This is a genomic window from Streptomyces sp. NPDC051217, from assembly GCF_044455465.1.
Lineage (GTDB): Bacteria > Actinomycetota > Actinomycetes > Streptomycetales > Streptomycetaceae > Streptomyces.
The window spans coordinates 1,064,035-1,078,336 of the sequence record NZ_JBITEV010000001.1 but is presented as its reverse complement, the minus strand read 5'-3'; the positions used below and the strand labels follow the sequence as shown (position 1 = coordinate 1,078,336).

At 69.4% G+C, this 14,302-nt stretch carries 14 protein-coding genes; 1 reads left to right on the top strand and 13 read right to left on the bottom strand.

Annotated elements, in window-relative coordinates:
• Positions 1 to 89 precede the first annotated feature (89 nt).
• The 11 genes from ACIBBB_RS04910 to ACIBBB_RS04860 form a co-directional block, all read right to left on the bottom strand.
• Positions 90 to 2,369 (bottom strand): catalase, encoded by a 2,280-nt coding sequence (locus tag ACIBBB_RS04910; RefSeq protein ID WP_398978703.1) that lies wholly within the window; start codon positions 2,367 to 2,369, stop codon positions 90 to 92.
• Between the two features lie 150 nt (positions 2,370 to 2,519).
• Entirely contained in the window at positions 2,520 to 3,335 is an 816-nt protein-coding gene (locus ACIBBB_RS04905; RefSeq protein WP_398978701.1) for a SigB/SigF/SigG family RNA polymerase sigma factor, read from the bottom strand.
• A gap of 412 nt (positions 3,336 to 3,747) precedes the next feature.
• Positions 3,748 to 4,770, bottom strand: a complete 1,023-nt coding sequence (locus ACIBBB_RS04900) for an iron-containing redox enzyme family protein (protein WP_398978698.1) — start codon at positions 4,768 to 4,770, stop codon at positions 3,748 to 3,750.
• Entirely contained in the window at positions 4,767 to 5,039 is a 273-nt protein-coding gene (locus tag ACIBBB_RS04895; RefSeq protein WP_398978696.1) for a CDGSH iron-sulfur domain-containing protein, read from the bottom strand. The genes ACIBBB_RS04900 and ACIBBB_RS04895 overlap by 4 nt, the downstream gene beginning before the upstream one ends.
• On the bottom strand, positions 5,020 to 5,706 hold the full coding sequence (locus ACIBBB_RS04890; RefSeq protein ID WP_398978694.1) for a HemK2/MTQ2 family protein methyltransferase: 687 nt from the start codon (positions 5,704 to 5,706) through the stop codon (positions 5,020 to 5,022). Before ACIBBB_RS04890 ends, ACIBBB_RS04895 begins: the two co-directional genes overlap by 20 nt.
• A gap of 151 nt (positions 5,707 to 5,857) precedes the next feature.
• Positions 5,858 to 7,501 carry a phytoene desaturase family protein gene (locus ACIBBB_RS04885; RefSeq protein WP_398978692.1) on the bottom strand — a complete coding sequence of 548 codons (1,644 nt, stop codon included), beginning with the start codon at positions 7,499 to 7,501 and terminating at the stop codon, positions 5,858 to 5,860.
• Between the two features lie 74 nt (positions 7,502 to 7,575).
• Positions 7,576 to 8,031 (bottom strand): SRPBCC family protein, encoded by a 456-nt coding sequence (locus tag ACIBBB_RS04880; RefSeq protein WP_398978691.1) that lies wholly within the window; start codon positions 8,029 to 8,031, stop codon positions 7,576 to 7,578.
• 191 nt (positions 8,032 to 8,222) lie between these two features.
• The gene (locus ACIBBB_RS04875; RefSeq protein ID WP_398978689.1) at positions 8,223 to 9,407 is read right to left on the bottom strand and encodes a zinc-dependent alcohol dehydrogenase; all 1,185 of its coding nucleotides are present in this window, start codon (positions 9,405 to 9,407) and stop codon (positions 8,223 to 8,225) included.
• Positions 9,408 to 9,543: 136 nt separating this feature from the next.
• Entirely contained in the window at positions 9,544 to 10,209 is a 666-nt protein-coding gene (locus tag ACIBBB_RS04870) for an HAD family hydrolase (protein WP_398978687.1), read from the bottom strand.
• A 267-nt stretch (positions 10,210 to 10,476) separates the two neighbouring features.
• A complete protein-coding gene (locus tag ACIBBB_RS04865) occupies positions 10,477 to 10,911 on the bottom strand; it encodes a DUF2267 domain-containing protein (RefSeq protein ID WP_398978685.1) in 435 nt (144 codons plus the stop codon).
• A gap of 60 nt (positions 10,912 to 10,971) precedes the next feature.
• Positions 10,972 to 11,406: an Hsp20/alpha crystallin family protein gene (locus ACIBBB_RS04860; RefSeq protein WP_398978683.1), complete on the bottom strand. Its 435-nt coding sequence runs from the start codon at positions 11,404 to 11,406 to the stop codon at positions 10,972 to 10,974.
• Positions 11,407 to 11,533: 127 nt separating this feature from the next.
• On the opposite strand from ACIBBB_RS04860, the gene ACIBBB_RS04855 reads away from it, so the two are divergent.
• Positions 11,534 to 12,235 carry a type III effector protein gene (locus ACIBBB_RS04855; RefSeq protein WP_398978680.1) on the top strand — a complete coding sequence of 234 codons (702 nt, stop codon included), beginning with the start codon at positions 11,534 to 11,536 and terminating at the stop codon, positions 12,233 to 12,235.
• A 76-nt stretch (positions 12,236 to 12,311) separates the two neighbouring features.
• On the opposite strand, the gene ACIBBB_RS04850 is transcribed toward ACIBBB_RS04855, so the two are convergent.
• Positions 12,312 to 12,848 carry a cysteine hydrolase family protein gene (locus ACIBBB_RS04850; protein WP_398978678.1) on the bottom strand — a complete coding sequence of 179 codons (537 nt, stop codon included), beginning with the start codon at positions 12,846 to 12,848 and terminating at the stop codon, positions 12,312 to 12,314.
• Between the two features lie 386 nt (positions 12,849 to 13,234).
• Positions 13,235 to 14,224, bottom strand: a complete 990-nt coding sequence (locus ACIBBB_RS04845; protein ID WP_398978677.1) for a YihY/virulence factor BrkB family protein — start codon at positions 14,222 to 14,224, stop codon at positions 13,235 to 13,237.
• Positions 14,225 to 14,302 lie beyond the last annotated feature (78 nt).

Sequence of the window (14,302 nt, the reverse complement as noted above, 5' to 3'; positions counted from 1 at the left end):
GGCTGGTGCCTTCGGTAGGGCCGTACACCGCCTGTGAGGCCCCACCGGCTCATCGGTGGGGCCTCACCCGGCCCGTCTCGACCGCTCGCTCAGCCGGCGGCCGGGAACCGCTCCCACACGCGGTGCGCTCCAAGCAGTTCGACCACCTGCTCCAGCACGTCATCGCCCTGCTCGCCGGTCACCACGCCAGGGGCAGACGTGGGCACTCCCGCCTGTTCCAGCGCCGCCACACCGTCCTGCCACCCTCCGACGGCCTTCCCGTGGCGGAACGCCTCCGCCAGCATCAGCGCCAGTCGGGGGTCGTTCCTGTCTCCGGGGGTCGTTGCGCCCTCACCGGCCTTCGCGTCGCGTGCGCCGTACGCGTCGGCGCCCCGCCCCGGTGCCCCGGCCACCAGGAGGGCGTCGAACTCCACGGACCTGGCGGTGGCATAGGTGCGCTGGACGGTGATCGGGTCTCCGTCCGGGTCGAGCAGACCGCCGGCGGGGGCGATCACCAGCGGCACCATTCCCGCCTCCAGGACGGCCTCGCGTACGGTGCGCACGCCGTCCAGGTCACCGGCCGGGCCGGCGACGATCCCGATGATCCTGCCGTCCGTCGGCCACACCTGGCCCAGCTGGGACAGGGCCGGGCTCGGCTCCGGTGAGGCAAGCGGTTCTGTCGCTTCGGGTGCCGGGAGGCCGAGTCCGGTGGCGACCTGCTCGCACAACTCGGTGTCGATGTTCGCCAGCACTCGCAGGGCCCGCTCCTTGAGCGGCTGCTCGTAGCATTTGCCCAGTTCGAAGGTGTAGGCCGCGATGATGTGCTCGCGTTCGACGGCGGTCATGCTGAGCCAGAAGAGCCGGGGCTGGCTGAAGTGGTCGGCGAACGAGGCGGGAGCCTCCCGGAGCTTGGTCGCCTCCGGGACCTTGACAGGTGTTTCGACGTACGCGCCGACGTCCGCACCCGCCTGGAAGGGACAACCACCGTCGAGCGAGTTGGGCCGGTAGGGCGCGACGCCCCGGTGTACGGCCGTCTGGTGCATGCCGTCGCGCAGCATGTCGTTGACGGGGGCGTGAGTCCGGTTGATGGGCAGCTGCCCGAAGTTCGGTCCGCCGAGCCGGGTGATCTGGGTGTCCAGGTAGGAGAAGAACCGCCCGGCCAGCAGCGGGTCGTCGGTCACGTCGATGCCGGGGACGAGGTGGCCGACGTGGAAGGCGACCTGCTCGGTCTCGGCGAAGTAGTTCGACGGGTTGGCGTTGAGCGTCAGCAGGCCGATGGGCTGCACGGGCGCCAGTTCCTCCGGGACGATCTTCGTCGGGTCGAGCAGGTCGATTCCCTCGAACGTCTGGTCGACGGTGTCCGGGAAGGTCTGGATGCCCAGCTCCCACTGGGGGAAGGCGCCCGCCTCGATCGCGTCGGCGAGGTCCCTGCGGTGGAAGTCCGGGTCCATTCCGTTGATGAGCTGGGCCTCTTCCCAGACGAGGGAGTGAACGCCCAGCTTGGGCTTCCAGTGGAATTTCACCAGTGTGGTCCCGCCTTCGGCGTCGACGAGCCGGAAGGTGTGTACTCCGAAGCCCTCCATCGTCCGGTACGAGCGGGGGATGCCGCGATCGGACATGTTCCACAACGTGTGGTGAGTCGCTTCCGTGTGCAGGGTGACGAAGTCCCAGAACGTGTCGTGGGCGCTCTGGGCCTGCGGGATCTCCCTGTCGGGGTGCGGCTTCCCGGCGTGGATGACGTCGGGGAACTTGATGGCGTCCTGGATGAAGAACACGGGGATGTTGTTGCCGACGAGGTCGAAGACGCCTTCCTCGGTGTAGAACTTCGTCGCGAAGCCGCGTGTGTCGCGCACGGTGTCCGATGAGCCGCGCGAACCGAGCACGGTGGAGAAGCGGACGAAGACCGGCGTCTTGGCGTCCTTGGCCAGGAAGGCCGCCTTCGTGACGCCCGCGGCGGTGCCGTAGCCCTGGAAAACGCCGTGGGCGGCGGCTCCGCGGGCGTGGACCACACGCTCCGGGATGCGTTCGTGGTCGAAGTGGGTGATCTTCTCGCGAAGATGGTGGTCCTGGATGAGAACCGGTCCGCGCGCACCGGCTTTCAGCGAATGGTCGGTGTCGTACAGCCGCGCCCCCTGAGCGGTGGTCAGGTACTGCCCGCCCTGCGCGACGTCCGACTGGGCGGCGGCGGTCTCCTGTCCGGTGGGGCTCATCGGGGCCGGGCCGCTCTGATCGTGCTTGGGCGGCAGCGGGCCCCGGGGCTCGGTCGGCTCGTCGACCGGGGGTGAGACGGGCGCAGGCTTGCCGGGGACCCCTTCCTCGGGGCCGGTGTGGGCGGCCAGTGCGTCGGCGGCCTTATCGGCGACGGCTTTCAGCGGGTTCTTCTCACTCATGGCGGCTCCAAGCAGTGGGGAGGCAGGTTCGCGACCGATGGGAGCCCTCCCGTACCCGCCCTATGGGGGTTGAATCAAGGCAATTCCCCCACCCCTCGCTTTTCTTCCCACCGGTGAGGCTGAGGGCCGGCCCGCTTCATGGGCCGGCCGTCAACATCCTTGGGCGAGACTGGAAGGCCGCCCTGTGACGGCGGGCTCCCGCATGACGTCCTCCCGCACCCGGCGGCAGGACTGACTGATCAGCCGAGACACATGCATCTGAGAGATGCCCAACTCGTCGGCGATGGCGCTTTGCGTTATGTCCAGATAGAACCGGAGGTACAGGACCACGCGTTCGCGCTCGGGCAGCTGACGCAGTCCGGGCTTCACCGATTCACGGTCGACGATCAGGTCGAACGCCGCGTCCACATCCCCCAGGGTGTCCCCCAGCGGCAGCCCTCCGGCCGTACCCCTCACGTTCGCGTCCGTGGAGAGTGCCCTGTAACTGTTGAGCGCCTCCATGCCCTCCCGTACCTCTTCCAGGCTCAGCCCGGTGTGCGCGGCGACGTCGGTGTCGGTCGGAAGCCCGTCGAGGCACCCGGCCGACAGCTCCGCTCGGGCGGCGCGGACCGTGGTGCGCAGCTCCTGGACGCGCCGGGGTACATGCACGGACCACATACGATCCCGGAAGTGGCGTTTGATCTCGCCGGTGATGGTGGGGACCGCGTAGCTCGCGAACGCGTTGCCGAGACCCGGGTCGTAGCGGTCCACCGCATTCACCAGGCCGACCGCCGCCACCTGCCGCAGATCTTCCAGCGCCTCGCCGCGCTGCCGGAAACGGGAGGCGAGACGGTACGCCATGGGAAGCCACGCGCAGATCACCTCCGCGCGAAGCCGCTCCCTCTCCGGCCCGTCCGTCAGCTCCCCCAGACGCAAGAAGCCCGCCGTGGTATCCGGCTCCCCCGCATTCTGGCCGTCAAGGAACATCAGAGGCCCAACTCCTCGCGTAACAAGAGATCACTGCCGCCAGAAAGGGGTGTCCTCACCGCGTTCTCCCGACGCTCGCGAAAACGCCTTGTGCGGTCTACCGCTCGAAGGGAGTGCCTGCGGTCCGGAACACTCTCTGCGCTTGCCCCGCTTCCGCCACGTCGAAAGCCCGGACACGAGAATTCACTCACCCAGCCAGCCGCGTGGCCGTCCCGTCGCCTTCACGAGCCGACTGAAGGTTCACGGGGCTGTCCCACGACATCCGTGTCGCGTCAGCCAGCGGATGTGCGCCGCGCACGACGAGCGACGGTCGGTGCACGGGCCCAGGCCGGGCAGTTTCATGTCATTCATGCCACCCGGGCACTCACACGTTCTGGGGCAGACGTGCTTTCTCCGCCACACCCGCCGGTGTTCACAATGGTGTACGAAGGCTGGAGGCGCCGTCGTGCCAGGCGGCGAGGGTCTTGGTGGCCAGGCGCCCCTCCAGCAGGTCGGTGGCCTTGATGCCGAAGGCCACGTCCCTCTCCAGCCACGGCTCGTCCTCCAGCAGTCCGCCCACCACGTCGCGGCGGACCACCTGTTCATGGACGGCGTCGGCCTCCACGTGTTCTGCGTAGAAGTGCACCGCCGCCTCGCCCGCATCGGCCCTCCGCATGGCCTGCGCCAGCCGGCGGGAGGAGGGGGAGGAGGTGACCTCGACGGCGGCGAAGTGCCCGACCAGGGCGCCGCGCAGGGCACGGTGCAGGCCGAACATCGACATCAGGTTGACACTCGCCAGCATCTCCGCCGTCGCGGTGTTCACGTACCGGCCGTACGCGCTGTCCAGGCCGAGGTCCCTCATCAGGTCCGCGAAGAGCCGCGAATGCATCCGGTCCGCCTCGCCCCCGCCGTATTCGTCGAACTCCACCGCGACCATGGCCGCCTTCGCCCTGCCCCGCAGGCGCGGGATCACCCAGGCATGCGGATCGGCCTCCTTCAGGTGGTAGAGCGAACGCTGGGCCGCGTACTCGCGCAGTTGCCACAGCTCCCCCTCGTCCCGCAGAAAGTGCGAAAGCCCCGAGCCGTCCACCGGCTCGACCAGAATCCCGGCGAACGCCTCGTCGGCACTGTGCGGCTGGGCTTCGGTATCCATGCGCAGCGCGTCCAGGAAGCGGCGTTCCAGCCCCGCCCGCAGCCCAAGCAGCGTCGGATCCCACTCCCACGTGGGGTCTACTCCCTGGAACCCGCGGTAGTGCAGTTCGTAGCAGAGGTAGAGCGCCAGGTGCAGATCCTCACCGTACGGATCGGCCTCTTCGGCCGCGCGGTCCGACGGCAGTGGGCGCTTCCGATCGGGGCGCCCGCGCAGCGCACGGAGGACTCCGTTGCTGAACTCGCCGCGGCCCGTGGGCAGGGCGGGCCCGCTCAGCCGGACATCGGACAGCTCTGCCGACTTCACGCGTGGGACTCCTCACTCGCATCACTCGGACTACTCGCACGCCCCGAGTCTGCCTGGGCCGCCGCGGGCCCCCTGGCCCTCTCGCGGTGGCTGGTGTCGCACCAGGGATAGGCCCGGCTGCGTCTGCAGGCGCATACGGCCACGGTGAACCGGTCGGACCGCATCGTGGTCCCGTCATCGAGAGTCACTTCGACGGGGCCTTCGACGAGGAGGGGCCCGTTCCGTGTCGGGGTGATGCGGCAGGGCCTGTCACTCGGGGCGTTCGGCACGGATGATCACCAGCTCTTCCTTGTCGTCACCGGCCGCGATCAGACCGCGGTCCAGCAGCCACTGTCGCCGCGAGGCCAGTACGGGGCCGAAGGCCACGGAGCGGCGATCGGTCACCGCAGCCGGCAGGCCCGCGCGCTCCAGCCTCTCCAAGGTGGCGGGTACCCCGCACAGCGTCGAGTGAACGAGCAGCAGTGCCCCACCGGGGCGGAGCAGAGCGGCCGCTCCGTCGCACAGCCGGTCGACGATCAGGCGTCCGTCATGCCCCGCGTCCCACGCCCTGGCCGGGCCCCTTGGGGGCAGGGCGGCATCCGGCGCCGGTACGTAGGGCGGATTGCTGAGGATGAGATGGAACCGTCTGTTGACGGCGGGGGCCAGGAGGTCGCCTCGTACGGCTTCCACCCGCAGCCCGGCGAGCGCCGCGTTCAGGCGTGTGGTGAGGACGGCGCGGCGCGTGCGGTCCACCGCTGTCACCCGCGCGCCCCGCCGCGCCGCGGCGAGAGCGAGGACGCCGGATCCCGTACCGACATCCAGGACCTCCGTGCCGGTACCGACCGTCTCCCGTTCCAGGGCTTCACGCAGCAGAAGCGTGTCTCCCTGGGGTCCGTAGACGCCGCGCGGCAGCATCACACGGCCGCCCTGGTCGTACGTACTGAGCAGACCCAGCATCGACTCACCTCCGACCCGATTTTTCGCGGTGGGCGAGCGCACACACCACGGAGCGCGTACGTCACATCTGTCACCACCTCCGAGTGCCCCCGCCGGCGGACTTCTCACAGCACGTCCCTCGTCCGTACAAAGTCACGCGCCGTCGGCCTCGTTACGACCGGCCCGTGGACCGCGGCTTCTCCGGGCTATCCCGTCCGGCCCGCACGACCCACGGGAGGCCGGGCGGACGGAGGCGGCGACCGGCCCGGCCGCGCAGTGCGGCGCGGGCGGCGTTGGCGCCGGGTGCGCCGTGCACACCACCGCCCGGGTGCGCGGCGGCCGAGGCGAGGTACAGGCCCTTCACCGGTGTCTCGGGCCGCCCGGTACCGGGCGTGGGACGGAACACCAGTTGCTGGTGCATGGCAGCGGTGCCGCCGTTGATCGCACCGCCGTGCAGGTTGGCGTCCATCGCCTGGAGGGTGGGCGGCGCGAGGAGGCGGCGCGATCTGATACGGGAACGGAATCCCGGCGCCCAGCGCTCCACTTCGCTCTCCATGCGGTCTGCCATCGCTTGTTGTTCCCGCTGGTCCCAGAGCCCGCTCAGCGCGCCCTCACCCGCGTCGCCCTTGATCCGGTGCGGGACGTGCGTGTAGGCCCAGGCCGATTCGGTGCCGGCCGGGGAGCGGGTGACATCAGCCGTGGTCATCTGTCCGAAGAGGAGGAAGGGGCGGTCCGGAACCTGCCCCGTGGCGAGCTGCGCGGCGAAGCGGGTGAGTCCGTCGACACCGTCGGCCAGATGGACCGTTCCCGCCGTGGCGGCCTCCGGAGCCGTCCAGGGCACTGGTCCGCTCAGCGCCCAGTCGACCTTGAAGGTCGCGAAGTCCCACTGGAGCCGGCGCAGGTCATCCAGCAGCCGGGCGGGCAGATGCGTCGCGTCGACCAGTTCGCCGTACAAGGCCGGGGCGGACACATCGGCGACAACGGCCCGGGACGCCGGGACACTCTCGCCCCCCTCGGTGCGTACGCCGACGGCGCGGCCGCCCCGTACGACGACCTCCGTCACTCGTTCTCCGCATCTGACCGTCCCGCCGCGCCGTTCCAGCCGCCGCACCAGCGACGCCGTAAGCACGCCGGCCCCGCCTGCGGGCACCGGAAAGCCGTAGGTCTGCCCGAGCATCGACATCAGCCAGCCATAGCCCCCGCTGCCCGCGGCTTCGGGGCCGAGGTCGGCGTGCAGGGCGTTCCCCGCGAGCAGCAGCCTGCCGCCTTCGCCGCGGAACTCCTCCTCCCCCAGACGCCGGACCGGCAGCACCAGCCTCCGGGCCAGCCGCAGACCGCCGACGCTCCGGAGCCGGGCGGCGAGGCGGACTCCGGCCCGTACCGGAGGGAAGGGGGTGAAGAGGGCGCGGACGATGTCGGGGCCCAGACGGTCCCAGACGGCGCAGAGGTCGAGCCACGCCGCGCCGTCGCCCGCCGCGAACGTGTCCAGGTTCGCGGCGGTGTCCGCTGCCCCGCGCGCGAGGACAGCACACCGGCCGTCCGGCAGTGGGTGCGCCAGGACACGCGGCGCGTGCTCCCAGCTGAGCCCCTCCTTCTGAAGCTCCAGGTCCGCGAGGACCGGGGAGGCGGCGGCGAGCGGATAGAAGGCGCTGAAGAGGTCGCTCACATAATCGGGATGGACGCCCCGGTCGCTGCGGACCGCCCCGCCCGCTTCCGGTTGTGCTTCAAGGACTTCTACGCTCCATCCGGCGTCGGCGAGCAGATTCGCCGCGACGAGACCGTTGGGTCCCGCGCCGATAACGACCGCGTGCGGCATAGCAGCCTCCTGCCTGTCGGCCCCGTTTCACGGCTGTCCGGGTGACCGCACGAGGACGCACGCGTGCGGACGCTTCAGACCGCTGCGCGCGCGTGCGTGGGAGCGTTCTCCACCACGTCCGCCAGACGGGCGAGCATGCTGCGGTGCCGAAGTTGGATCAGTGCGTCCACGGCCGTGTTGTGGAGCAGCCCGCCGGGTCCCCGCAGCGGGTGTTCGTCGACGATGACCAGCGCGTTGTCGCCCCAGGGGCGGACCTCGACGGCGATCCGCGCGGTGCCGAGCCATCCGCTGTCGGCCTCCAGCTCCAGCACGCCGGGGGCTTCGCACCGCCGCACGATCGTGCGTCCCGACAGCGACCAGCGGCCCAGCCGGATCGTGTACGTGATGCTGGAACCGACCTCCGGCCACTCCCCCTCCCGGGGCCGCGAATCGGCTGTGCCGACCACCCAGTCGCCGTAGCGCGAACCGTCGGCGAGCACCGCCCACACGTCCGCCACGGACCGTTCGATCAATTGGTGTCGTACGGCCATCGGCCCTCCAGCCTTGGTCCCAAGTAGGCCGGCCGCCAGGTACCCGGCGCGCTCGGCCGCATCCCTCTCACTGTCCCAGGCATTCGGGAAAGCCGCCGCCTGTCGGAAGCCGGATCGGGTACGCACAGTCCCAGAACCACGTCCGCGTCCGCGTCCGACCGGTATCAGGGAGCCTTCGCGTCGCTCGCACGTCAGGGAACAAGCAGCGTCTTGATCATCCCGTCGTCCTTGTTCTGGAACGTCTTGTACGCCTGGGGCCCGTCCTCCAGAGGCAGCCGGTGGGTCGCGAAGTTGTCGACACCCAGCGGGTCCTCGTCGGTGAGCAGCGGGAGGATGTCGTCGACCCAGCGTTTGACGTTGGCCTGGCCCATCCTGAGCTGGATCTGCTTGTCGAACATGGTCAGCATCGGCAGCGGATCGGCCACGCCGCCGTAGACGCCGGACAGGGAGATCGTGCCGCCCCTGCGGACCACGTCGATCGCCCTTTGGAAGGCGCTGAGACGGTCGACGCCCATGGTCTCCATGAGGCGTTCGCCGACGACGTCGGGCATGAGCCCCACCGCCCGGTGGGCGGCCTTGGCCAGGGGCGCGCCGTGCGCCTCCATGCCCACCGTGTCGATCACCGCGTCGGTGCCGCGTCCGTCCGTCAGATCACGTACAGCATCCCCGAGGTCCTTGCCGTGCCGGCGGAGGTCGAGACACGTCACGCCGTGCGCGGCGGCGCGTGCAAGGCGCTCGGGTACGAGGTCGACACCCACGACCAGACTCGCGCCGCGGTGCTGGGCGACCCGCGCGGCCATCGCGCCGATAGGCCCGAGCCCGAGGACGGTGACCGTGCCACCGGGCGGGACGGCCGCGTACTCGACGGCCTGCCAGGCGGTGGGAAGCACGTCCGACAGATAGACGAACCGGTCGTCCGGCGGGCCGTGCGGAACCTTGATGGGCAGACTGTCGCCGAAAGGCACGCGCAGCAGCTCCGCCTGGCCGCCGGGCACCTGGCCGTACAACTTGGTGTAGCCGAAGAGCGAGGCGCCCATACCGCGCTCGCGCACCTGGGTCGTCTCACACTGTGAGTGCAGCCCCTGGTCGCACATGAAGCAGTGCCCGCACGAGACGTTGAACGGGATGACGACCCGGTCCCCAGGGACCAGGGAGGTCACCTCGGGGCCGACCTCCTCCACGATTCCCATGGGCTCATGACCAAGAATGTCTCCTGGATCGAGGTACGGCCCGAGAACCTCGTACAGATGCAGGTCAGAACCGCAGATCCCCGTCGAGGTGATCCTGACGACGATGTCCGTCGGCTCCTCGATACGCGGATCGGGAACGGTCTCCACCCGGACGTCCCTCTTGCCCTGCCAGGTCAGTGCGCGCATGCTCCGACTCCCTCGGTGTGACTTCGCGGTTCCGATCGCCGTGCCTCGGCATCCCCGTCGGCGGCTTCGAGTACCCGGCTCTCCCAGTTGAAACACCCGTAATGCCGTCATCGTCCGTCCCGTGCCGCCCGCCTTCTCACTCCAGGTCCATGAAGAGGCTGCTGTCGAGCCGGGCCAGCAGGTCGGCGACGTTCTCGTACACCTCGTCCGCCCCCGCGGCTTCGAGCGCGTCGCGCGGGATGCCGCCGGACAGGACCGCGACGCTCCGTACACCCGCTCTCGACGCCGCTTCCATGTCCCACACGGCGTCACCGACGAAGACCGCGCGCTCCGCGGGCACCCCGGCGATGTTCAACGCGGCATGCACGGGGTCGGGTGCCGGCTTGCCCTGAGATACGTCGCCCGAACTCGTGGTTCCCGCGATGACGTCGTCCGCGTCGATCGCCCGGCGCAGGGCGTCGAGTTCGGGCCCGGTGGCCGAGGAGGCCAGGACGTTCGTCCAGCCCTGTTCGGCCAGGACCCGCAGGAGGTCGGCGGCGGACTCGAAAGCCGTCAGCCGACCGAAGTACGTGCCATACAGAGTGCTGTGCGCGGCGCTGATCGGGTCGTCCTGGTCGTGGTCCCTGTCGTCGCCGAGCAGATGGGCGATAAGGTCCCCGGAGCCGAGACCGATTGCCCGGTGGATGTCGGACATCGCCACCTGGTGGCCCGCCCCGCGGAACGCCTGCCACCAACTGGTGACGTGCGGATAGTTCGTGTCGGCCAGGGTTCCGTCAACGTCGAAGATCGCCGCGCGTGCCACGGGGGTGCCTCACTCTCCTGAAACGGGCTCGACATTGCTCCCGGGCCCCACATCCCTGCGTCGGCCGGACCGGCCGGACCTACTTCCTACCGTCCCGGGGCGCGCCAGAACCGTCCGACGCGCCCCGGGGCGTCCTCTGCCGCTGCCCGATCTTCGTGTCCCCAATGTCGACGTGCCCGGCAAGCTGGACCCATGCGGAGCAGGCGGGCCGTGTCCCGCCCGGCGTATCCGGACGGAACACGGCCCTGCGTCTTCGTAAGGAGGGTCTCAGGCGGCCTGGAGGAGTTCGGCGCGGCCGAACAGGAGGGCGTAGCCGGAGGGGAGTTGGGCGAGAATCCGGTTGAGGAGGTCGTCTCCCGAGAGGTGTGCGACGAGGGGCAGGACCGTGCCCACGTCCCAGCGCGTGGTGGCGGGTGTGCCTCCGGTACGGGTCGCAAGGTCCTTGACGAAGCCCCAGCCGGTGAGAGATTCAGTGCTGGGGGGCTCGGCGGTCAGGATTCGCGCGGCCTCGACGGGCAGGCGTGTGGCGACTTCGGCACGCTCGTCAGCACTCAGCTGCCTGCCGAGTGCCGTCAGAACGATGCGTACCGTTTGCTCTGCGCGCTGCCTGGTGGGGTACGCGCCGTCGTATCGCACGCGTTCGAGCATCTGGTCGTACGTCACTGGGGTTGCCGACGGCGGTGCCTCTGCCTGCGGGTACATCGGGCGGATGCCTTTCTTCATCGGGGAGTCGGGGCGGTCACGGGTGATGGTGCGCCATGTTCAGGCGCGGAGTTCCTTGCGCCGTGCTCCGACGCCAACGCTGATCTTGCGGGGCTTGGCCCGTTCGGCGACCGGAATACGCAGGGTGAGGACACCCGCGTCGTAGTCCGCCTCGATGCGTTCCGTATCGAGGGTGTCGGCCAGCATGACCTTCCGTGAGAAGGCTCCCAGGGGCCGCTCGGAGAGGTCCATGCGCGCGTCGTCGGAGTCGGCGACGGGCCGCCGTTCGGCCTTGACCGTCAGCATGTTCCGCTCTACGTCGATGTCGATCGCCTCCGGGGAGACACCGGGCAGATCCAGGGCGATGACATAGACGTCGCCGTCCCGGTAGGCGTCCATCGGCATCGCGGAAGGCTTGGACCAGGTGCCGGTCGCACCCAGGAACTGCTGGGAGAGACGGTCGAGTTCGCGGAACGATTCGGTGCGCATCAACATCGCGAAACACCTCCAGTTGGTTCGGGCGGAAACAGCCAATGCGCTGCGGCTGCCACCGTTGTACCATGTCATCGAAACGATGACAACTGAGATGTCACCGAAAGGGTGACATGAAGAAGGAGCGACCGTGCCCACTCCGGACCAGCCCTCCCCACCCCCCGAAACCGCCTCCACCCCCGCATCCGCCCCCGCCAACTTCCTCGCAGCGGCATCCGCGCTGAACGCGATCGACGAAGCCGTACAGACGGCACAAACCCCCGGCACCCCGAACGCGGATCGCCCGGGGCCCCCGAACTGGGCCGAGGAAGCCGGCACCAGCAGCGAACAGGCCCTGGCCGCCCTGCTCCTGCTCCGCGAGGTACGCGAACGGCTCGCAGCCTGGGAACCCGGCCTGATCGAAGCGGCACGTGAGGCCGGGGCCAGCTGGGCGGATCTCGCAGGCCCACTGGGCGTCGCCAGCCGCCAGGCCGCCGAACGCCGCTACCTGCGCGTACGCCCCGGCGCTCCGGGCGCCACCGGAGAACAACGCGTACAGGCCACCCGCGACCGCCGCGCCGGCGACCGGAACGTCAGCCACTGGGCCCGTGACAACTCCTCCGCCCTGCGCCAACTAGCAGGCCAGATCACCGCCCTCACCGGGCTCCCCCCGGACGCCCGGGCACGACTGGCCCTGATCGCCACCGCCCTCGCCGACGACGACCCGGCCGCCCTGGTGGGCCCACTCACCGCCGCCCGGCCCCACCTCGAAGCAAGCCACCCAGACCTCGCCGACCGCGTCGGCGCCATCACCCGCCATACCAACCACCTCCGCCACGACAACACCCGGTGACGCCCGGCCCTCAGCGGAGGCACCGTCGCCACAATCAGCTGCCGCGCCGGATCGCCCACCACGCACCCTGGTGGATTCAGAACTCGATCGAGGCGGAGTTCCGGATGGTGACGTCCATGTTCCGTTCCATCATCCGCAGCGCGGCGTCGGCCAGGTCCGAGTGAATGTGGGCGACGGCATCGCGGGGCACGGTCACCCGCAGGTGCCGGATGTGAGCGTCCAGAGCGGAGTAGAGCACACACTGTTCGGTGACCTGGCCGCAGAGAATCACCTGACCGACGTTCAGCTGCGACAGCAGATAGGACAGCGGCGTTTCGTAGAAGATCGAGTGCCGGGCCTTGATGACGAAGAGGGAGTCGTTCCTCGGCCGCAGGGGTTCGACCAGATCGGCGTGAGGACCGGCGAGCGCCGTTTCGAGGATTTCGCCGTGGTGGGACCGCCACTCGCCGAAGTTGTCGTTGACGTAGATGACGGGCACCTTCCGGCGCCGAGCCTCGTCGATCAGCCGCGCGATGCGAGGCACCACCGCCTTCGCGGACGGTACGAGGAGATCGGCGTCGGCGTGATCATAGGTATTGATCATGTCGATCACGATCAGCGCTGAGTGACCCATGGCTTTTATGATGACTCAGCCTGCCTCGCCGCGCTGTCCGGCGAGAGTCGCCCCGCGACCCACGATGTCGGTGGACGCGCGCTCCCGGCGCTTTCTCCGGGCGGTGGCCGTCGTCGACGGCCGCGGGCCAGTGGGCACGGTGGCCTGGCCGTCCTTCCAGGGTGGCCGCGTTGCCGATCCGGTTCCCCCCTTGGGAGAGGCCCTGCCCGGCTGCCTGGCGAAGAAGCGGTGGAGCCGTCCGTCCTGGAGCCGGCGACGCCGGTGGCAGAGCTCCCGCTTCTTCTGCGCCTGGGATTTCCGCCAATAGATACCGGGGCCCACCTCCCGCGCGAACCTGCGTGGAGGCCGGGTTCGTCAACCCGTTCAGCGTCAGCGGTTGGTGCCGGTCACAGTTTTCGTGTGTCGCGGGGCTCGGAGTATGGCTCGTCGTTCGGTGAGTGGCCTGCTTCGATGGCACGGGCCCGTTCGAGTTCGGCGTTGAATTCGAGCCCGAGGAGGATGGCAATGTTGGAGACCCACAGCCAGACCAGGAAGATAATGATCGCGGCGAAGCTGCCATAGGTCTGGTCGTAGCTGCTGAAGTTGGCCACGTACGCGCCGAAGGCGGCGGAGGCGATGATCCAGATGAGCACGGCGAGGACGCTGCCGAGGCTGACCCAGCGGAAGCCGCGTCTGACGTTCGGAGCGAACCAGTAGAGCAGAGCGATCACCAGGCTGAACAGTAGGACCATCACCGGCCATTTGGCGTAGGTCCACACTGCGAGGCCGGTGTTCCCCATTCCCAGGACGTGTCCGGTCTCGCGCGCCAGGGACCCGGTGAACACCACCCCGACCGCGATGGCTGCCAGAAGAACGATCACCACGACGGTGATACCGAACCGGATGGGCAAGGTCTTCCACGCGGGGCGGCCCTCGCCGATGTCGTAGACGGTGTTGGAGGCACGCATGAACGCCGCGATGTATCCCGAAGCCGACCACAGCGCAACGACGATTCCGATGGCGAGAGCGAGTCCCGCTTTGCCCTGACCGTTCTGCAGCTGTGTCAGCATGCTGTTCAGCACGGTCTTGACGCTTCCCGGCGCGAGCTTCCCGACATTATCGATCAGCGGCTGGATGCTGGAGGTGCCCAGCAGTCCGAGGATCGACACCAGAGCCAACAATGCCGGGAAGATGGACAGCACCCCGTAGTACGTCAGAGCGGCGGCCCAGTCCGTCAGGTCGTCTTCCTTGAATTCTCGCACCGTACGCTTCAGAACCCCGCGCCACGACTTCTTGGGCAAGTCCGTCGGCCCCTTGACCGGCCGGCGGCCCACGCCGTCCCGCCCGTTCTCTCCGTCGCCACGTCCAGGGCCGCCATCAGGGACGCCGTCCGCCATTCTTCATCAACTCCCTCAAGCCGTGCGGCACGACGGGATCTCTCGTCGCGGCTGAGTACGGCACGCCCAGTCTTGGCG

Excerpts from the sequence above, each read along its gene's own strand:
- ACIBBB_RS04910 (WP_398978703.1), bottom strand. The coding sequence starts at position 2,369 with ATGAGTGAGAAGAACCCGCTGAAAGCCGTCGCCGATAAGGCCGCCGAC.
- ACIBBB_RS04905 (WP_398978701.1), bottom strand. The coding sequence starts at position 3,335 with ATGTTCCTTGACGGCCAGAATGCGGGGGAGCCGGATACCACGGCGGGC.
- ACIBBB_RS04890 (WP_398978694.1), bottom strand. The coding sequence starts at position 5,706 with ATGCTGGGTCTGCTCAGTACGTACGACCAGGGCGGCCGTGTGATGCTG.
- ACIBBB_RS04885 (WP_398978692.1), bottom strand. The coding sequence starts at position 7,501 with ATGCCGCACGCGGTCGTTATCGGCGCGGGACCCAACGGTCTCGTCGCG.
- ACIBBB_RS04880 (WP_398978691.1), bottom strand. The coding sequence starts at position 8,031 with ATGGCCGTACGACACCAATTGATCGAACGGTCCGTGGCGGACGTGTGG.
- ACIBBB_RS04875 (WP_398978689.1), bottom strand. The coding sequence starts at position 9,407 with ATGCGCGCACTGACCTGGCAGGGCAAGAGGGACGTCCGGGTGGAGACC.
- ACIBBB_RS04865 (WP_398978685.1), bottom strand. The coding sequence starts at position 10,911 with ATGTACCCGCAGGCAGAGGCACCGCCGTCGGCAACCCCAGTGACGTAC.
- ACIBBB_RS04860 (WP_398978683.1), bottom strand. The coding sequence starts at position 11,406 with ATGTTGATGCGCACCGAATCGTTCCGCGAACTCGACCGTCTCTCCCAG.
- ACIBBB_RS04850 (WP_398978678.1), bottom strand. The coding sequence starts at position 12,848 with ATGGGTCACTCAGCGCTGATCGTGATCGACATGATCAATACCTATGAT.
- ACIBBB_RS04845 (WP_398978677.1), bottom strand. The coding sequence starts at position 14,224 with ATGGCGGACGGCGTCCCTGATGGCGGCCCTGGACGTGGCGACGGAGAG.